Source organism: Bartonella sp. MR100HLJHH (assembly GCF_042194215.1).
GTDB lineage: Bacteria > Pseudomonadota > Alphaproteobacteria > Rhizobiales > Rhizobiaceae > Bartonella > Bartonella grahamii.
The window spans coordinates 106827-127155 of sequence record NZ_JBHIMR010000004.1; the positions used below are offsets into that span (position 1 = coordinate 106827).

At 37.5% G+C, this 20329-nt stretch carries 16 protein-coding genes and 1 pseudogene; 5 read left to right on the top strand and 12 right to left on the bottom strand.

Features of this window, described 5'->3' with window-relative positions:
- Positions 1–3 precede the first annotated feature (3 nt).
- The 3 genes and pseudogenes from ACFIJ7_RS03745 to ACFIJ7_RS03755 form a co-directional block, all read left to right on the top strand.
- Positions 4–873, top strand: a complete 870-nt coding sequence (locus ACFIJ7_RS03745) for a metal ABC transporter permease (protein WP_375644645.1) — start codon at positions 4–6, stop codon at positions 871–873.
- Between the two features lie 9 nt (positions 874–882).
- Positions 883–1800, top strand: coding sequence for a metal ABC transporter solute-binding protein, Zn/Mn family (locus ACFIJ7_RS03750; protein WP_375636009.1), 918 nt, complete (start codon positions 883–885; stop codon positions 1798–1800).
- A gap of 695 nt (positions 1801–2495) precedes the next feature.
- Positions 2496–2621, top strand: a pseudogene (locus ACFIJ7_RS03755) (DNA-binding protein); the annotation flags it as partial.
- Positions 2622–2711: 90 nt separating this feature from the next.
- On the opposite strand, the gene ACFIJ7_RS03760 reads toward ACFIJ7_RS03755, so the two are convergent.
- The 7 genes from ACFIJ7_RS03760 to ACFIJ7_RS03790 form a co-directional block, all read right to left on the bottom strand.
- Positions 2712–3758 carry a sn-glycerol-3-phosphate import ATP-binding protein UgpC gene (locus tag ACFIJ7_RS03760; RefSeq protein WP_375636010.1) on the bottom strand — a complete coding sequence of 349 codons (1047 nt, stop codon included), beginning with the start codon at positions 3756–3758 and terminating at the stop codon, positions 2712–2714.
- 2 nt (positions 3759–3760) lie between these two features.
- A complete protein-coding gene (gene ugpE / locus ACFIJ7_RS03765; RefSeq protein ID WP_375644646.1) occupies positions 3761–4612 on the bottom strand; it encodes a sn-glycerol-3-phosphate ABC transporter permease UgpE in 852 nt (283 codons plus the stop codon).
- Positions 4613–4622: 10 nt separating this feature from the next.
- Positions 4623–5507: a sn-glycerol-3-phosphate ABC transporter permease UgpA gene (gene ugpA, locus ACFIJ7_RS03770; protein WP_012754601.1), complete on the bottom strand. Its 885-nt coding sequence runs from the start codon at positions 5505–5507 to the stop codon at positions 4623–4625.
- A 95-nt stretch (positions 5508–5602) separates the two neighbouring features.
- Positions 5603–6937: a sn-glycerol-3-phosphate ABC transporter substrate-binding protein UgpB gene (ugpB, locus tag ACFIJ7_RS03775; RefSeq protein WP_375636012.1), complete on the bottom strand. Its 1335-nt coding sequence runs from the start codon at positions 6935–6937 to the stop codon at positions 5603–5605.
- A gap of 928 nt (positions 6938–7865) precedes the next feature.
- Entirely contained in the window at positions 7866–8588 is a 723-nt protein-coding gene (locus tag ACFIJ7_RS03780; protein WP_375636013.1) for a glycerophosphodiester phosphodiesterase, read from the bottom strand.
- 76 nt (positions 8589–8664) lie between these two features.
- The gene (guaA, locus tag ACFIJ7_RS03785) at positions 8665–10221 is read right to left on the bottom strand and encodes a glutamine-hydrolyzing GMP synthase (RefSeq protein ID WP_375644664.1); all 1557 of its coding nucleotides are present in this window, start codon (positions 10219–10221) and stop codon (positions 8665–8667) included.
- 132 nt (positions 10222–10353) lie between these two features.
- Positions 10354–11640, bottom strand: coding sequence for an RsmB/NOP family class I SAM-dependent RNA methyltransferase (locus ACFIJ7_RS03790; protein ID WP_375644647.1), 1287 nt, complete (start codon positions 11638–11640; stop codon positions 10354–10356).
- A 515-nt stretch (positions 11641–12155) separates the two neighbouring features.
- Between ACFIJ7_RS03790 and ACFIJ7_RS03795 the strand changes: the two genes are divergently transcribed.
- Positions 12156–12302 carry a hypothetical protein gene (locus tag ACFIJ7_RS03795; RefSeq protein ID WP_273722522.1) on the top strand — a complete coding sequence of 49 codons (147 nt, stop codon included), beginning with the start codon at positions 12156–12158 and terminating at the stop codon, positions 12300–12302.
- A gap of 189 nt (positions 12303–12491) precedes the next feature.
- Here ACFIJ7_RS03795 and guaB read toward each other — a convergent pair whose 3' ends face one another.
- From guaB to ACFIJ7_RS03810, 3 genes are all read right to left on the bottom strand, one after another.
- Entirely contained in the window at positions 12492–13991 is a 1500-nt protein-coding gene (gene guaB, locus ACFIJ7_RS03800) for an IMP dehydrogenase (RefSeq protein ID WP_012754596.1), read from the bottom strand.
- A gap of 144 nt (positions 13992–14135) precedes the next feature.
- On the bottom strand, positions 14136–15707 hold the full coding sequence (locus tag ACFIJ7_RS03805; protein WP_375644648.1) for a phospholipase D family protein: 1572 nt from the start codon (positions 15705–15707) through the stop codon (positions 14136–14138).
- 401 nt (positions 15708–16108) lie between these two features.
- A complete protein-coding gene (locus tag ACFIJ7_RS03810; protein ID WP_375636017.1) occupies positions 16109–17494 on the bottom strand; it encodes a sigma-54-dependent transcriptional regulator in 1386 nt (461 codons plus the stop codon).
- 253 nt (positions 17495–17747) lie between these two features.
- Between ACFIJ7_RS03810 and ACFIJ7_RS03815 the strand changes: the two genes are divergently transcribed.
- Positions 17748–18107: a hypothetical protein gene (locus ACFIJ7_RS03815; RefSeq protein ID WP_375636018.1), complete on the top strand. Its 360-nt coding sequence runs from the start codon at positions 17748–17750 to the stop codon at positions 18105–18107.
- A 268-nt stretch (positions 18108–18375) separates the two neighbouring features.
- Here ACFIJ7_RS03815 and ACFIJ7_RS03820 read toward each other — a convergent pair whose 3' ends face one another.
- Together ACFIJ7_RS03820 and ACFIJ7_RS03825 are read right to left on the bottom strand one after the other, a co-directional pair.
- Positions 18376–19368, bottom strand: a complete 993-nt coding sequence (locus ACFIJ7_RS03820) for an SIS domain-containing protein (RefSeq protein WP_375636019.1) — start codon at positions 19366–19368, stop codon at positions 18376–18378.
- A gap of 39 nt (positions 19369–19407) precedes the next feature.
- Positions 19408–20298: a UTP--glucose-1-phosphate uridylyltransferase gene (locus ACFIJ7_RS03825; RefSeq protein WP_375636020.1), complete on the bottom strand. Its 891-nt coding sequence runs from the start codon at positions 20296–20298 to the stop codon at positions 19408–19410.
- Positions 20299–20329: the final 31 nt, after the last annotated feature.

Genomic DNA, 20329 nt, shown 5'->3' on the forward strand with positions numbered 1-20329 from the left:
GACGTGTATGCATTTTTTCTTGCCCCCTTTGTTGATTTCCAATTTATGCAAAACGCCCTTATCGGTTCTATTTTCCTGTCTATTAGCGCTTGTCCTGTTGGTGTATTTTTGATGCTCCGTGGAATGAGCTTGACAGGAGATGCTATCTCTCATGCCATTCTTCCTGGTGTTGCAACTGCTTTTCTGATTTGTGGCTTTTCCCTCATATCTATGACACTTGGTGGCATCTTCGCTGGTATTATTGTTGCTTTAGCAACCATTTTAATTTCACGAAATAGCTTTCAGAAAGAAGATGCATCCATGACCGTCTTTTATCTTATTGCACTCGCGGCAGGTGTCATTATTATCTCACTAAAAGACTCAACAATTGAGCTGCTTCATCTCTTATTCGGATCGGTTCTTGCACTTGATGCACAAGCCCTTTGGTTAATCACTATTATAATGCTGATTACACTATGCAGCCTTTGTATTTTTTGGCGTGCACTTGTTTTAGAAAGCTTTGACCCCCTCTTTTTTAAATCACTCTCTCCGTTGAGTAAATATATTCATATTTCATTGCTTGGACTTGTGGTGTTGAATCTGGTTGGAGGCTTTCAATCACTAGGAACATTACTTTCCGTTGGCATTATGATGATTCCAGCTATTACAGCCCGTTTTTGGTTTTCACGGCTAGGCCCTATTTGCGCGCTTTCCACTCTTTTTGGAATCATTTCTAGCGTATGTGGTCTCCTGCTTTCTTTTCATCTTTCTCTTCCCTCCGGCCCTGCTATCATCATTGCCGCAGGATTTATTTATCTTTTTTCCTGCTTGATAAGTCCACGTGGCTTTATTGTAACATGGTTTCCCCACCTCTTTTATACCTCCTCACTTTAAGGAAAAAATGTGCCTAAGTTTACTCAAAAATTTGTTCTTCTTGGAGCTTTATTGCTTTCCCTTTCTCCATTTTCTGCTTCTGCAAACAATAAAATCAAAGTTGTTGCGAGCTTTTCTATTCTCGCAGATCTCGTAAAAAATGTAGGAGACAACCATATCTCTATGACCACTTTTGTAGGTCCCAATGCGAATACCCACACTTATGAACCTACCCCCCATGATGCTCAAGCTCTTAGAAATGCTCAAATTATTTTCATCAACGGACTTCATTTAGAAGGATTCATTGATCGCCTCATTACAGCAAGCGGTACAAAAGCACTTCTTGTCAAAGTTAGCGCTAACATTCCCTCCCTCAAAATGAAAAATCAAGAACATAATGCCCATCACCACCATAGCGTTATTGATCCACACGCTTGGCAAACAATTCCCAATGTCAAAATCTATGTGAAGAATATCGCTGCTGCTTTTTGTAAAATCGATCCACAATCCTGCACCAGCTACAAAAAAAATGCCGAAACCTACATCCAAAAACTTAAAATAGCACAAGATACCCTGAAAACAAAAATTGCTACCATCCCTAAAGATAAACGTATCATTATCACATCTCATAACGCCTTTGGCTATTTTGCCAAAGAATATGGTTTTACTATCCTTGCTCCCCAAAATGCTTCAACAGAAGCTGAAGCAACCGCAGCCGATGTTGCTAAACTTATCAAACAAATTAAGGCGAATAAAGCAGCTGCACTATTCGTTGAAAATATCTCTAATCCTCGGCTCATAAAACAGATTGCAAAAGAAACAGGTTTAAAAATTGGTGGGACTCTTTATTCTGATGCATTGTCAAATAAAAATGGCCCTGCAGCAACTTATCTCGATATGATGGAACATAATGTGAATACCATCATTGATGCCATCACAAAACATTAAGATTTTCTACAAAAGAGATAAAAAAGCGTTCATAAAATCGTAAGTCTATGATTATATTACTAATGATACCCAACATCTATAATTGATAATATTGATATAAAATAAAGTTACTTTTACAGAGAAATTTATACTCAATAGATGCTAAGATAGATAAAGTAAGTGGATTTATTGCCTCATGATGCCCAGATCGTCAGCGGCATCATTCTATTTTCCAACGCTTCTTTTACAATAACTCTCGACACTTGAAACGATTCATAAGAAGCATTTGGGGTCTCTTTCTTAAAGTATTTTTATCTACCCAACTCCATTTATAACATGCAAGTAGAATGAGTGTATGAATAAAAACCACTTGAAGAAAAAATGCCTCTTATAGGATCTCTGAAACCATTTAAGATCATATAGTCAGCAGTAAAATAGAATATGCCTATTCTCGTACAGACTATTTAGAACAGCGTCGTATTTTTTGGATCAAATAGACTTCTTATGTTAGGGATCAAAGCTACGATATGGGGCGCATCCCCTCTCATCTGTGAATTATTGTTTCCCTCTATTTCTCTCATTTACTTTTTATAAGTTACATAAATTATTACATCAAGAAACACATGATAATATATTGTTTTTTATGAGCAATAATATGGTTAATCAATGGTTATTTTATATTAATATTTTTTATAGTGAAAATAATTTTCTTATGTTTGAGATTTGAAAATAATATTCTTCTCACAGACCGTGAAAATGCATATTTTCTTCATATAAATGTTTTGACATTCTCAGCGCCATGGGACAATGGATCATTACCAAAACTTTTAAAATTTTGTTTTTAATCCCATCGGTTACAACCTGATTTTGTAAATGCAATCGAGAAAATCGAAACGCAACATAAAAGAAAGTCGTGTCACATCAATTAATGCTTACTTACTATTTGTACGCTTTCCAGTGTTTTTGTTAAAAGTATGAAAATTCTGATGAGCGACAGTGAAACTTAGTTTTTGCCCATAGTCGTGTGTCAAGCGTTCTTTTATTTCAATCGTAAAGATGATATTATTCCAACGCGTTAAAACATGGCAACCTGTTCCGATAGGCTTGATAAGCTCAATTTTTGTGTGAAAGACAGGTCCTTTATCTGGATGTTCGCCCAATAAGATTATTTCAGGTCTGAATGCTAAAAGATCAGTTTCTTCGCCATAAGAAAATGAATGCCCTAAATGTTGTTCTAAGACATGGCGATCAAGAAAATTCATAGGAGGAGAACCAATAAAATCAGCAACAAATGTTGTTGCTGGAGTGTCGTAAATTTCCATTGGTGTTCCAATTTGCTCGATAGCTCCTTTATTCAAAACGACTATTCTATCAGCTAATGTCATAGCTTCTAGTTGATCATGGGTAACATAGAGGCTGGTCGTTCCTAATGAACGCTGTAGTGTTTTTATTTCAATACACATTTGCGCCCGCAATTTTGCATCAAGATTTGAAAGAGGTTCATCAAAGAGAAAAACACGGGGTTGACGTACAATCACACGCCCCATTGCAACACGCTGACGTTGTCCTCCTGATAATTGTCGTGGCTTACGATCAAGAAATGATTCTATCTCCAAAAGTTTTGCAGCATGTGCGATGCGTTTTTTAATTTCTTCTTTAGGAGTTTTACGATTTTTAAGACCATATTCTAAGTTTCCACGAACTGTCATATGGGGATAAAGAGCATAATTTTGAAAAACCATAGCAATATCACGATCAGCTGGTTCACGATCATTGATACGTTCGTTATCAATACATAATTCACCTGAGGTAACTTGTTCAAGTCCTGCTATAATACGCAATAAGGTTGATTTTCCGCACCCTGAAGGACCGACAAGAACAAGAAGTTCTTTATCAGCAACAGTTAAGTTTAAATCATCAATGACCAGAATGCCGTTGTCATACCGTTTTTTTATATTTGATAACTGGATTATGGCCATAATTACTTCTCCGTTTCAATAAGGCCTTTGATAAAAAGCCGTTGCATGAAGATAACAACAAGAACAGGGGGAACCATGGCAACAACCGATACTGCCATGAGTATATTCCATTGAGGATCATGTTGAAGTGATTCGACAATAAGCTGTTTTAAAATAATAAGGATCGTTTGATGATTTTGATCCGTTGTGATGATAAGAGGCCAGAGATATTGTATCCATCCATAAATGAACATAATGATAAATAAAGCAGCGATATTGCTTTTACTAAGAGGAAGAAGAATATCCTTAAAAAATTTAACTGGACCTGCACCATCAACACGTGCCGCCTCTAAGAGTTCATCTGGAATAGTCAAAAAAAACTGGCGAAATAAAAACGTAGCGGTTGCAGATGCAATAAGTGGAATAATCATTCCACTATAGGTGTCAATCATCCCCAATTTCGCAACAACCTCATAGGTTGGAAGAATACGAACTTCGACAGGGAGCATCAATGTAACAAAAATAAGAACAAAAGCAGTTTTTCGGAAAGGAAAACGCATATAAACAATTGCATAAGCAGACAAAAGTGAAATAATAATTTTCCCAATACTAATCCCTAGAGCCATAATGAGTGAATTCATTAAGAGTGGCCAGAGGTTGGGAAGACCGAGTTGTGCAAGGCCATCACCAAAGATTGTTTTATAATTTTCCAAAGCATACTTCCCAGGTAAAAGAGGAAGTGTTCCTGAGTTGAATGCTGCTGAACTATGGGTTGATGCAATGATAGCAACATAAACTGGAAAGCAAATAATGATAATGCCAACAATGAGAGTAAGATGGGTTAGAAATTTCAAAATAGGGCGATTTTCAACCATAATTTATTTCCTAATATTGTACACGGCGCTCAATCCAGCGAAACTGAATAAAGGTTAAGACAATAACCATCAACATCAATATTGTTGACTGTGCTGCTGATGCACCGATTATTTGATTTCTAAAGCCATCGTCATATACTTTATAGACGAGGATGCTCGTTGCACGCGCAGGACCTCCAGAAGTTGTATTATCAATAATACCAAAGGTATCAAACATAACATAATTGACATTGACAATAAGAAGGAAAAACGTCGTTGGTGAAATTTGCGGGAAGACCACAGTCCAAAATCGTTTAAAGGGACCAGCACCATCAATGGCGGCTGCTTCTATTTGAGAACGCGGAACAGACTGAAGCCCCGTAAGAAAAAAGAGAAAATTGTAAGAAATTTGTTTCCAACTAGCTGCTATGACAATAAGAATCATTGCTTGAGTGCCATTAATACGATAATTCCATAGCACCCCTATTTTCTCGAGAAGAAAAGGGATAATTCCGATGGTGGGATGAAAGATAAACAGCCATAATATACCTGCCAATACTGGAGCAACAGCATAGGGCCAGAGCAAAAGCATTGTATAAGCCTTTTTTGCACGGATGACACGATCAACACAGACAGCTAAGAGAAGTGATATTGTCATTGAAGCGACAGTAACTGAGATGGAAAATACTGCGGTTGTAAGAAGTGATTGCAGATAAGTAGGATCAGAAAGAACGGTTAGATAATTTTCAAAACCAATAAAGGTTGTTGTAAAGCCAAAAGGGTCTTCACGCTCAAAAGATGATTTTATTGCTTGAGCAGCAGGCCAAAAGAAAAACAAAAAAGTCACAAGAAGCTGAGGGAAAAGCAGTCCGTAAGAAAGTAGACTATTTTTAAAATATGCATGTTTTTCTTGCATTCGTAGGGCTCTTTAAATGTAGAGACTTTAAAAAGATAAACAAAAAGAACTCAACTGTTTTTGTTGAGTCTTTAATGTTTAACAATAAAACGAGATTAATGATTAGATTTTTCAAATTCACGCAAGAGTTTATTTCCACGTTCAACGGTCTCATCTAAACCATCTTTCGGTGTTTTTGAACCACTAAGAACAGCTTCCAACTCTTGATCAAGAATGGCACGGATTTGTGGTAAATTACCAAATCTTATCCCTTTCGAGTTAACTGTTGGTGGATTAAGATTAATCTGTTTGATAGCTATATCCGCACCTGGCGTTTTTTCATAGAAATGTTGTTTTTTGCTCAATTCATAAGTCGCTTTTGTGGTTGGAAGATAACCTGTTTCCTGATGCCATTTTGCTTGGTTTTCTGTTTTTGAAAGAAATTTAAGAAAAGCGGCTGCCCCTGCATATTCCTTTGGGGTATGTCCCTTAAACGCCCAAATAGAAGCTCCCCCAATAACTGAATTTTGTGGTGTTCCTTCTGCATCCTTATAATACGGTAGCATACCAACTCCCACATCAAACTGAGCTTCCGAAACAATTCCAGCACGTGATCCTGAAGATTGCATAAAAATTGCACAATTTTGTGCCATAAACATTGGTGTTGAATCTAATGCACCTGCTGGACCACCATAACGGAAAATACCTTGATCAGACCACTTTTTCAGGTCAGTCCACATACGCACTTGTAAAGGTCCATTAAATGTAAGTTCTGAATCAAGTCCTTTAAAGCCATTTTCCTTCGTTCCAAAAGGAACATTATGCAACGCTGAAAAATTTTCTATACCAATCCATTGAGCAGCATAAGCCATCGTAAAACCGCAAGTTGCCGCTTTAGTCTCAAGAATTTTTTTGGAAAAGTCTTCTATATCTTGCCACGTTTTAGGAGGCTGTTCCGGATCAAGCCCTGCTTTTTTAAAGATATCTTTGTTATAATAAAGAATGGGAGTTGAAATATTAAATGGCATAGAGATGATACGTCCCTGTTCATCGGAGTAATAACCACTAATAGCAGGGAAATAATCTGTAGGATCAAATTCTTGTTTTGTATCAGCCATAAGTTGATAAAATGGATAGATTGCGCCTTTTGCAGCCATCATAGTTCCAGTACCAACGTCATAAATTTGGGCAAGCACTGGTTGTTTCTTTCCACGAAATGCTGCAATGAGTGAAATCAACCCCTCTTCATATTCGCCGCGAAATGAAGGAACAACTTTATACTCTGATTGACTTGCATTAAAATCGTTAATGAGACTTTCAGTTTGCTTTCCTAATTCACCACTCATAGAATGCCAAAAGCTGATTTTTGTCTGCGCAAAACTTGCTGTTATTCCCGCTGTAGACATTATGATAGCAACCGTGGCCGCTATGGAAAGATAAAAACGACTCATGGCTCACCCTTTCTGAAGTGATGGAATACAAACTACCCCTAAATTTATAGTATTACACATGAACATGCTATGACAGTTTTATTTCAGAAATATATTCTCTCATTTAAACAGGAACCACCAAAAGGTCAAATGAATTTGTTTAAATTTATTCGTTTTCTTTTATAAGCTTTCTTATGTATTAACGAGATACGCGTTTGTAACTATCTGAAAAAAGTGAGATGGCTTAAATAAGCAAAGTCAATTGGTAAAAAGATATAGATCGTAAATGTCATTCAATGACTATTCTAATATCTGGATTTACTTTTTTTAAAAAGAATTATTTATTCTTTTGCTATTTGTCTTATAACTTTCGGCTTATAACTTTAACACGATGTTGCTACTGAATTTAACGAAGAGACAAATAGAATTTTTCTTAAAACTACGAAAATCATTTTGAAACGCTTAATAGTTCCTTTCCTGTAGTGAGATCACGCTCCTCACGCAAAACAAAATGACATTGTATTACCAATTTCCATGCTGTTAAAAAATCTTTCAATACATCTACATTTCATGATAGCTCCTATAAAATAAGCCATAAAGCCTCTCCACTAAATTATATAAGACTTTTTGTATGCCATCATATGAGCCCCTAATGCTTCAACAAGTCTTGCATTTGAAATACGTTAAATGAATATTTTTATTCTTTTCTCAATAATTTTTTATCCACACACCAACCCTGCTTGTAATGTGTAAACGAATGATTTTGATTGATTCATTGTAAAAAGATTTGAAATAAGAAAATCTTACGTATTAAGATCTCTTATTCATATGAATAAACCATTAATTATCATTATAAATCAATGTATTATTGTTATATATTAGATAATTTTTCTTCTTTCATTACGCTAGCTTTATGAGGATATATAGTTCCCTTTGTATTGATGTATTTTTACCTTTGTGCACGCAATTGCAATGCGAGATCGGGTTGATCTGTCGTAATATAATGTACAGGCATGTCAAGCCAATGTGATAACCGAGCTTTTCCATTGATTGTCCATACCCCTACAGTAAAACCAGCCTCAAGAGCTGATTCAATAAAGTCCTGTGAAACAATGGAGCCATCTAAACTTAGATCAGAATAACCTAATTGCTTCCATACAGAAAAATGACGGTACATATCACCTTCAAGATTATCAACACATGGACCAGATGGTATTCCTGCTTCAATAAAAGGACGAAGGATCAAAGGATCAAAACTAATTGCAGAAACCCGTTCTGATAAATTTCGGCTTTTTATTAGCGCAAGCGCTTTTTGGGATAATATTGTTTCACGCTCCACTTCACCACATGTCTTGATTTCAAGATGCAATGCAATATTCGTTGGTGCTAAAAGATCAAGCACCTCTTCTAATAAGGGAGGTGCTTCTTGGCTTCCTTTTACGCAGAGTTGTTTGCGTGTTTCATTATCAATGTCGTGAATATACCCCTTTTTTCCAACCAATTGGTCTAGACGGAAGTCGTGAAAGACAACCACTTCACCGCTTTTCAGCAAATGAACGTCGCATTCAACTTCATCAACACCTAACGCTATAGCATTATTAAATGCCGAAAGAGTATTTTCAGGATAAAGATGAGCTCCGCCACGGTGTGCAACAATTTTTTTCTCAGACATGCAAAATTCCACACTTCTCAATTTTAAACGATATTAGCGTACAGATTGCCAGATAAAGGCTTATCCTTCATTTTAATTATTCCCATTCAATAGTACTAGGAGGCTTTGAGGTTACATCATATACAACACGATTAATCCCTCTAACTTCGTTAATAATACGTGCTGCCGTCTTACCTAAAAACGCCATATCATAGGGATAAAAATCAGCAGTCATTCCATCTACAGATGTGACGGCACGAAGAGCACAAACAAATTCATAAGTGCGACCATCCCCCATCACGCCAACAGTTTGAACAGGAAGAAGAACAGCAAAAGCTTGCCAAATTTCGTCATAAAGACCGGCTTTACGGATTTCCTCAAGATAAATAGCATCTGCTTCACGTAAAATTTCTAATTTTTCACGGGTCACAGTACCTGGACAGCGAATTGCAAGACCTGGACCTGGAAAAGGATGGCGACCAATAAACTGCTCTGGTAATCCTAACTCTCGCCCTAGCAAGCGAACCTCATCCTTAAAGAGCTCACGCAACGGTTCTACAAGTTGCATATTCATCTGTTCTGGCAGCCCACCCACATTATGATGGCTTTTAATGGTTACCGTTTTACCAATAGCAGACACACTCTCAATAACATCTGGATAAAGTGTTCCTTGTGCTAAGAACTCTGCACCTCCTATTTTTTTAGTTTCTTCTTCAAAAACTTCAATAAAAAGGCGACCAATCGTTTTGCGCTTTTTTTCTGGATCTGTCTCACCCTCTAAAGCATTAAGAAATATATCGGCAGCATTAACGTGAATAAGCTCTATGTTATAATGATCACGAAAGAGCGTGAGAACTTCTTCAGCTTCATTCTTGCGCATCAGCCCATGGTCTACCAAAATGCATGTCAGTTGATCTCCTATGGCTTCATGAAGGAGTACCGCTACAACAGATGAATCCACCCCCCCTGAAAGACCACAAATCACACGACTTTTCCCAACTTTTTGTCGTATCGTAGCAATTGCCTGCTCACGATAAGAAGCCATTGACCAACCACCTTTAATAGCAGAGATTTTATGAATAAAGTTTTGCAAAAGTTTTGTACCATCTGGTGTATGGATAACTTCAGGATGAAACTGTACTGCATAAAAATGTCTTTTTTCATCAGCAATAGCCGCATAAGGAGCTCCGTTTGAGGTCCCTATGATACGAAAACCTTCTGGTAAAGCTGCCACACGGTCACCATGGCTCATCCATACTTGATAACGAGAACCTTTTTCCCACACTCCATCAAAAAGAGCACTCTCTTCTTGCACTTCCAAAAAAGCACGCCCAAATTCACGCTCATGTCCAGCTTCAACCTTTCCTCCAAGCTGAACACACATGACTTGTTCACCATAGCAAATACCCAGAATCGGAATACCCGCCTCAAAAATTTCCATTGGAGCACGCGGAGAGCCCTCATCAATAACGGAATAAGGACTCCCTGATAAAATAATAGCTTTAGGATTTATGCGGCGCACAGCTTCTAAAGCCAATTGAAAAGGAGCAATTTCACAATATACCCCCATTGCTCGTACCCGTCGTGCAATAAGTTGTGTAACTTGTGAACCAAAGTCAATAATAAGAACCGTGTCTGGATGTGATATGCTCATAGAAAACCAATCAACAATTGTAAAAGAAAACTCATGCGAGTTATGATTCAATCTTTCTTTTTTCACAAGCCTATTTTCTTAAGAAAAAGATTATTCTCGTAAAATTTATGATAAAAAATGCAAAAATATGGATCAATGTTTTTTTTGCAACACAGATAAAAAGAACCCATCTGTTTGTGTTGTGGCCGGCGACAAAGTAAGTCCATAATTTGAAAAAACTGGTTGCACAGGAGAAAAACTAAAATGTTTCTGCCAAAGCGCTGGCATATCTATTGGAGCAAAATAAGAATGTTGTTGAAGGAAACGGGAAATTTGTTCCTCATTTTCATCTGTAAAGAGAGAACAGGTAATATAGACTAGGCGCCCATTTGGCTTAAGATAAGCTATCGCTTCATTCAAAATAGATCTCTGTTCTGTTTGGCGTTGTTTCACCTGTTCTAATGTTAAACGCCATTTCGCATCTGGACGACGACGCCATGTTCCTGTCCCACTACATGGTGCATCTAGTAGAACTCTATCCATCTGACCTGTTAATGGTTTTAATTCTTCTCTTTGCACTCGTATTTGTACATTACGAACACCAGCGCGTCGAAGACGATCAAAAATAGGAGCCAAACGAGCTTTGTCTGAATCATAGGCATAAATTTGCCCACGATTGTTCATATCGGAAGCTAAAGCTAATGTTTTACCCCCAGCACCTGCGCAATAATCTAATACCTGCATGCTTTCTCGCGCTTCCACAAGGTGAGCAACAATTTGAGATCCTAAATCCTGTATTTCAAAGTGTCCTTTTTGAAAAGCTGGTTCCACTTGAACATTAGGATGACGGTTAAACTTTTCAATCGGTGCAATTCTCAAAGCTTGCTCAAACCATGGCAAAGATTTAAGTTTGGTTTTTGCTAATTCTTTCAACACCTTTTCTGGTGTTGCCTTTAAGTTATTTACCCGTAGGTCTAAAGAAGGACGCGTTGCTAACGCAGCCGCTTCAGTGATCCAATTATCACCAAATAAAGGACGCAGATGCGCTTGACACCATTGCGGAATATCACCACGAATATAGTCTGGAGCATCCACTAATTGCTGACCTTGCCACGATTTACGCTGTTTAGCTCCTAATAACTGCGGCGCAAACCGATCTTCTGCTAACTCACCGTCAATTTGCTCCAGCGTCATTTTTCCAGAATCTAATAAGGCACCAAAAACGATATCTCGGATATCATCACTCTCCATACGCCATTGTAAAGAATAGCGTCGTCTTAAAACATCATAAACGATTGTGCCAATAGCTGCGCGATCACCTGCTCCAGCAAAGCGATGAGAAAGCCCCCAATCCTTTAAAGCTTCTCCTACTGGGCGATGCTTCATTTCTATCTCTTTGAGAACATCTATTGCTGCTTGCAAACGCCCACCTAATCGCATTCATTTCTCCCATTAAAATAATAAAATCTTAAATCATCTAAAAAAATAATATTATCTTCTTCTTGCCAATAAAACCTTCTCAAAACCATTAAAAATTTACATTCAACATTAAAATGATCTGATCATACTTTTTATAAGATCCAATATTAGAGTATCTAGATTTTTCCTTTCATCTTCTGCCCATTCACTTTTTATCCCTCTACCTCTTATACTAAAAGATACGCAGCCATCCATAAAGAACTTATTTCCGCCATGCATTACGAAAAAACAAACTCCTTAATTATTGCGTAAAATAAAATTTACGAGGATTATCTGAATAACAGAAAAAATCAAATATCTCCCATCTTTTTAGGGCTATCCATCTGAAAAAATAGAAAAAATCTTCTCATAAAATTAAACACGTCCATCTTACGTTCACCAAAAAATTAACTTTTTAGAAAATGCTTGGAACCACTATTTGGCATGACCGTTTTTACTCTACTGGCAACTGCCAGACAATTTAAAAGGAGAAAATAATGACTTATAATAATGGAAAAACAACTTCATCTAAAAGCCGTCATAACACAATGCCCTCAAACAACGGAAAGAAATCCGTCCAAAGTGATCAGACAAACACTCGCCAACGTGCGTCAAAGACAGGACGGAAGACTACAAAAAGTTAATTCTAATTTTATATAACTTATTTCATATAGTCTTAACAGAAAGAATTAGAGTTTTGACCTCTAATTCTTTCCTTTTTGGGATTATTACACCAAATCACAAACAGAAAAAAGCGCAGTCCCTCTTTCTTGTTCTCGGAAGATTTTATATTTATACGATATGACATTATGCTCTTATATCTTTAAATATCTTTAAACTGGCCCACGATAGTTTGGACTCTCCCGTGTGATAGAAACATCATGCGTATGACTTTCATGGAGTCCCGCATTCGTAATACGTACAAACGTTGCTTTTTCACGAAACTCTACGAGATCTTTTGCTCCAACATACCCCATTGAAGCACGAAGTCCACCAGCAAGCTGATGTAGAACTGATGCTATAGGCCCTTTATAAGCCACCTGCCCCTCCACACCTTCAGGAACCAACTTAAGTTCATCACGAACATCATCTTGAAAATAGCGATCTGCCGATCCTCGTGCCATAGCACCAACAGATCCCATACCACGATAGGCTTTAAAAGATCGACCTTGATAAAGATAAACTTCACCAGGACTTTCTTCTGTACCTGCTAAAAGAGATCCAATCATCGCTGCACAAGCCCCACCAGCTAAAGCTTTAGCAAAATCACCTGATGCTTTGATTCCACCATCTGCAATAATGGGAATGCCCGCTTTTTCAGCAACTTCTGCGGCATTCATAATGGCTGCAAGTTGAGGAACACCGACACCAGCAACTATACGCGTTGTGCAAATAGATCCAGGACCAATACCAACTTTTACCGCATCTGCACCACTGTCAATCAATGCCTGCGTTGCTTGAGCGGTTGCTACGTTCCCAGCAATAACAGCTGGAGAGGAAGCCATCTTTTTAATTCGTTCAACAGTTTCTAGCACATGTTGAGAATGTCCATGCGCTGTATCAATGACCAACACATCAACACCCGCGTCTATGAGGCGTTCAGCACGCTCAATCCCTCCATTCCCAACACTACTGGCCGCTGCAGCACGCAAGCGCCCTTGAGAATCTTTAGCAGCATTTGGATTTAATTTTGCTTTTTCAATATCCTTAACTGTTATCAGTCCGACACAACGATTTTGTTCATCCACAACTAATAATTTTTCAATACGATGATGATGTAAAAGATATTTTGCTTCATTAAGTTGGACATTTTCACGCACTGTGATCAAATTTTCATGCGTCATTAATTCATAAATTTTTTGTTTTGGATCTGATGCGAAACGGACATCTCTATTGGTCAAAATGCCAACAAGTCGTCCCGCTGTCTCACCTTTAACACTATTTTCAACAACCGGAATACCTGAAATGCCATGAGAGCGCATCAAAGATTTCGCTTCTTCAAGTGTTGCATCTGGTCCAATTGTGACTGGATTAACAACCATACCAGATTCAAACTTTTTTACTTGGCGGACTTCTTCTGCCTGTTCTGCAGGAGACATATTACGATGAATAACCCCAAGACCTCCAGCTTGAGCCATAGCAATTGCCAAACGCGATTCTGTTACCGTATCCATTGCAGCAGAAAGCAATGGCAAATTGAGCTTAATATCCGCTGCAATGCGCGTACTGAGATCCACTTGACTAGGCATAACAAGAGAATGACCGGGCTGTAAAAGTACATCATCAAAAGTCAGTGCCAATGCACCTGTCCCCGTTTCAACAATCTTTGCCATAGCAAAATTCCTTTTATAATAAAACACCGCAAGGAGCTTTAAAATACAACTGCGGTTCTCATACATGGTAGATTGGCAAAAAATTATGCCATGCTACAAACAAAATGAAAAGAAAAATAAATATTTTTTTTGGTTTATAAAAATTTACAATTGTGATTCAATAGGTAACCAACTTATTATTTTTGCAAATGCGCGACGCCAAAAACTGCTTTCTGGCTCATGGTCAATGCTATATTTTTTTTCATTTTCAATAAAATCCCAATAAATACGATTATTATTACCAAGACGCAGATGATAGCTCATTTCCCCTGTGATTTCTTCAGAAAACAACAAATCTAATCTTGCTGTAATGGGAGCACATTCAAAAAGAATGCCCATTTCTGTATTTAATGATGCTGATCTTGGATCAAAATTTAAAGATCCAATAAAAGCTGTTTTACGATCAATTAAAAAAGCTTTGGCATGTAAACTTGCCTTACTCGATCGAAACAACCGTAACCCATGGGTGTTGCCCTCCGCTTTTAATTCATAAAGCTTAACACCACTTTTCAACAACGCCTTACGATACGATACATAACCACCATGCACCAATGCTACATCAGTAGCTGCTAAAGAATTCGTCAGAATTTTGACATCAACACCCTTTGAAACCAAATTACTAAAATTCTGCGTTCCAACCTTACCAGGAACAAAATAAGGTGACGTAATCTGAACCGTTTTTTGGGCATTTCCAATAACCTTTGAAAGTGCCTTCATAAGCCAATTGCTTGCTTTTTTACGCAATGCTTTTTCTGGAGGGTCAGAAAGAACAACAACTTTTTCTGCTAAAAATAACCGCCTTCCTGTTTGAATAAAACAATCAAAATTAATGTGCTCTTTGACATAATCTAAATAAACTTTTGCAACCTTGGAATCCCGAAATTTTTGTAATTTATCCTTCCAATAGCTAAGATCACTTGCGCTTTTAGGAACAACCAAAGTATGAATTGGCAAAACAACAGCACTATTCCAAAAATCATCAAAAATACTTTCCACCTTTTTAACAGAAGGTCCGATTAACATCAAATCTAAATCTCGAAAATGGGATTCTTCACCAGCATCAAAATAAGAATCTGCAAGATTACGTCCTCCTACAAAAGCGATTCTACCATCAACAATAAAAGCTTTATTATGCATTCTACGTGTAACAGTAATCGCCCGTAATATAATCTCTAAACCACGGCGTAATCCACCTTTACGCGATCGTCCTGGATTAAACACTCTCACCTCGATATGAGGATGTTTATCTAGCGCAATATAAGCTGGGTCACGTGCTTGAGCATTAATATCATCCAAAAGAAGCCGTACCCGAACACCCCGATCCGCTGCCTTAACTATTTCACTTAATAATAGACGCCCTGTTAAATCATCATCCCAAATATAATACATCAGATCAAGGCTACGCCCAGCCTCTGCAGCTCCTATTGCACGAACACAAAACGCATCCAAATTGCTGATAATGAGGGAAAGGGCATCTTTATCAATCCCCAATCCATTTTCTTCCTCAGCTAATTGACTAATGATACGATCAAGCTTAGTTTCATCTTTCTGAATAGGTAGCGCATAAGAACATTGCCCCCTAGCATTTTTCATAAAACGCCCATAGGTGTAGATTGCCAACATAGATGCAATAAAAAAAAAGAGGACAAAACCAATAACAATATGTAAAAGAGTCAAAGAGGACAAACTTTCTATTTTAAGCTATCGCATCATCAGTAATGCAAACGATAATACTAATCACTTTATCTTAACCGTGTAGCAGATAAAATGCCACCTCTTGCTTAAGAGAGTATAAATTTAATATTAATGATACAAAAATTTTAGCGGTAGTATTTAAAAGTTTTTAAAAATGCTTCTCTGCTTTAATAAATGTAAACTCAACTAAAATTGTATAAACTGAAACAGACGATTAAAATAGTCACATAAAATTTATATTTCATTTAAATCTACAAAATCATCCTCTATAGATAAATTTTACAATAAATGATTGTTTTCTTAAGCCCCCCACGGACTTTATCAAAATCCACTCTATTTTTTTGAAACTCATACTTGTCATGAAGAGAGATTTGTTATGAATTTTACTTTCTTTCTTGATTTCTTATTGCTCGCAATTCTTCCATTTTTCTATAAAGTGTAGAGCGACCAATATGAAGGCGGCGCGCAATCTCACTCATATGTCCTTTATAATGTTTAACCGCTTTCTCGATAATATCATGTTCCATCTCTGCAAAAGTACGCACATGCCCATCAGTATTCAAAAATTTTATAGATTCTTGTTCATTATCTTCTTGCATATTATCCTCAATGATATTGGGAACATTCATTAATGGATTTCCCATTAATTGCGGAAAATCTCGAACAGTTAATAACGGTCCTTCACTGAGTAAAATCGCACGAAATAAAAAGTTTTCAAGCTCATTTTTATTACCAGGCCAATCATACTGCATAAGCAAGGAAAGAGCAGATCCTGCTAAACCATGGACATGTGACCGCCCTGTTTCGGTGATAATACGATCAATCAAACGTTGTGTGATCTCTGGAAAATCATCCCTTAATTCTCGTAAAGCAGGGACGCTAATAGACAAGTGAGAAAATTGTTCAAACAAACTATGCAAAAAAAAGTTCTCTTTAACCAAATCCTTTAAACGCGATGTTGAAATAGCAATGATCCGAAAAGGGAAAAAATCTCCTTTTGTATCCCTTTCCCTTTCTTTAAGGTAATGAGCAAACCGTTTTTGCTGTATGGGCTCAAGTCGATCAATATCACAAAGGCAAAGTGTCCCTTTTTCAAGAGAAGAAACCAATGGTAGGAATTCTTTAAACCACTGCTGATTTTCTTCTTCTGGATCAACGATGGCTGAACATTGAAAGCGAATAAAAACACCTTCCGAGAATAATCCCTCATGATGAATAATCCGAGCTAATGTCTCACGTCCTGTTCCAACTTCCCCCTCTATCAAAAGATTCTGTAAAGAAGTTGCTGCTTGTCTCGATTGTTCTAACACTACCTGCATAGCTCTACTTTTTATGCAAAGATCAGAAAACCGTAAATGATTCTCTTTTTTTCGCCGAATATCTCGAACTTCATGCTCCAAGGCAGAAATAAGAGCAAGAATATCCAAAGTAACCCTTACGCGTAATAATGTTACTGGGTGGATCCAATAATCAATAGCTCCAGCTGTTAAAGCCTTCTGGAGTAAATTCTGATTCTCTTGTTGTGCTATAACGACAATAGGAACAGAAACACCAGCAACTCTAATCATTTTAATCAAATCGCTCACACTCAAATCACTCATAACGACATCAAGGAGTGCAAGCACAATGTTTTTACGCCTGTGTAAAAGATCAATCGTACGGAGACCATTTTCTGCTTCAATGACACGATAACCAAAACCTCGCAGCATAGCAGAAAGTTCTATACGTCTTCCATAATCTTCACTCGCAACAAGAATGGGACCAACCATAATGTCAATAATCTCCTTTGAGACTACTCAGCAGCTTAATATAAAAATTGTTGTAAACCATAAGAAATATTTCACCTCTTGTGTTTCACTTACGAACTTCATCAAGCTATTAATTAAATACAACATTAAGGCATTTTTTTCCATTTTTTTGCTTTTTCATTGATTTTCATCAAATTTTTCATATTGACTCATGGAGTAATTTAATAATGTTATAAAAACTAGAGAGCAAAATAATCTAAATAGAGTGCAATAAATGAAACATACCTATCATATTTTATGTCTTACAACTACCACCTTGCTGTTAAGTGCCTGTAGCTTTTCGCAATATTATAACTCAAATATGCCAACTGGAATTGATGGAAAATGGGTTGATGAGAATGGTATTATTTCTTCTTTCCACAATGGTGTTTTTGAAACGCGTGCAGCAGATACAGAAGAAAAACTATCAGAAGGGGCATATAATTACCTCAATGCCCAAAATATAGAAATTGAAATACGCTCTATTCTCCGTGGAACAATTTCTAGAGTCAATTGTACAATGTCATATGACGCCACACAACTTCTCTGCACCTCACATACAGGAGCACAGTTTTTCCTTAAGCGGAAATCTTAAACAACGTACAAGGGAAGCCTCTCTTAAGAACAGAGGGGGCACATACATTAAGCAGGAGGCGATCCTTTCTCCTCCTGATAGAAAATCCTCTCTAAAATACGCAAAGAGACTAATATAATCTTTATCCTGAAAATTTTCTAAACAGCGTAAAATAACCATTTTCTTCCACAGAATATCAGTAAAGTCACCTCACAATAAAACTGTGACTTTGTATCATTCAATCTATTTTAACCTAAAATAACATTTTATTTGATAGGGAAACTTTAATCTAGGCAGCGCCAATGCGCAAAAGATCATGAAAATGAACAATTCCTATCGGTTTTTTATCTTCAACCACGAAAAATGCACCAATATGATGATCATTAATGAAAGCTGTTGCTGCACCAACAAGTGTATTTGGTTTTACAACTTTAGGAGCCTTGGTCATCACCTCGTCAACATTAAATTTTGATAAATTAAAATGCATGTTACGTGCAAGATCGCCATCGGTTACAATTCCGATTAGTTCGCCTTCTTGATTCACAACACCAACACAACCAAAATGCTTTTCCACCAAAACATTCATCGCTTCAATCATAGATGTTCCCTGCATAACCAAAGGAATATTATCACCCTCGTGCATAATATCACACACGTATTTAAGGCTTGCACCAAGAGAACCACCAGGATGATATATTTTGAAATCCGTTGCGGTAAAACCACGCATTTCTAAAAGAGAAACCGCTAATGCATCTCCCATTGCCAATTGCATAATTGTTGAAGTTGTAGGAGCAAGCCCATGGGGGCAAGCCTCTTCTATCTTTGGTAATAATAAAACAATGTCAGCTTGTCGTCCTAATACAGAGCACTCACTTGATGTCATCGCAAGAAGGGGGATACGAAAACGCGCCGCATAACTGATAATACCACTTAACTCTTGAGTTTCACCAGACCATGATAAAGCAAGAATAACATCATCAGATCCAATCATACCAAGATCACCATGATTGGCTTCTGCAGCGTGAACAAAAAAGGCAGGCGTTCCAGTTGAGGCTAGGGTTGCTGCAATTTTTGTCCCTATATGACCACTTTTCCCAAGACCAGTAATTACCACATGTCCACGAGCATTTCTAATAGTTTGAACAGCCGCTTCAAAAGAAGAAGAAAGACTTCCCAGAAGAGCTTTTTCAAGGACTTCAAGCCCCTGCTTTTCACTGGCAAGTGTTTTAAGCGCTGATGCAACAGCACCTTGCAAAGCCATATGAGGAGACGGTGTTATCATAATCAAATTCGATCAATAAAATTAAATGAGAGATCTATATTATTTTTCAACATTAATGGTTTCCAGTAAATTTTTCAATGAGGCAGAAACATGGCTGTGCATATCAGCGCGTGCCAAAGAAAATGCAACGTTGGCTTCAATAAAACCAGCTTTAGAACCGCAATCAAAAGTGCGCCCTTCTACTTGCAACCCCCAAAAATCTTGTTCATTTGAAAGCCGTATCATAGCATCTGTTAATTGAATTTCATTTCCTGTTCCTCGTTCTTGAGTGGAAAGAATATTAAAAATTTCTGGCTGCAAAATATAACGTCCATTGATGTACAAATTTGATGGTGCCGTTCCTAGCACTGGTTTTTCTACCATTTTTGTGATTTTAAAACCATTGGCAATCTGTTTACCTTTGCCAACTATACCGTATTTATGTGCTTCCTCAAGATCGCATTCCTGAACTGCAATAATATTTCCCCCCCCCACCTTTTCATAAAGACGAATCATCTCAGAAAGACATCCCTTTTTGGCTTGAATCAGCATATCGGGTAATAACAAAGCAAAAGGTTCCCCTGCAACTAATTCACGCGCACACCAAAGAGCATGCCCTAATCCCAAAGGTTGCTGTTGCCGAGTGAAAGAAGTTGACCCTGGTAATGGCTGTAAACGGTATAAATGTGCAAGATCTTCTTTCTTTCCACATTCAGCAAGTGTCGTGTATAATTCAACTTGCGCATCAAAATAATCCTCAATGACTGCTTTGTTACGTCCAGTCACAAAAATAAAATGCTCAATACCAGCCTCCCTCGCCTCATCCACAACATATTGAATAACAGGTTTATCAACAACTGTTAGCATTTCTTTAGGAATTGTTTTTGTCGCAGGAAGAAAACGCGTACCAAGACCTGCTACTGGAAATACAGCTTTCCGGATTTTACGCACACTCATCCTCCTCAATGAATTCATATATTTT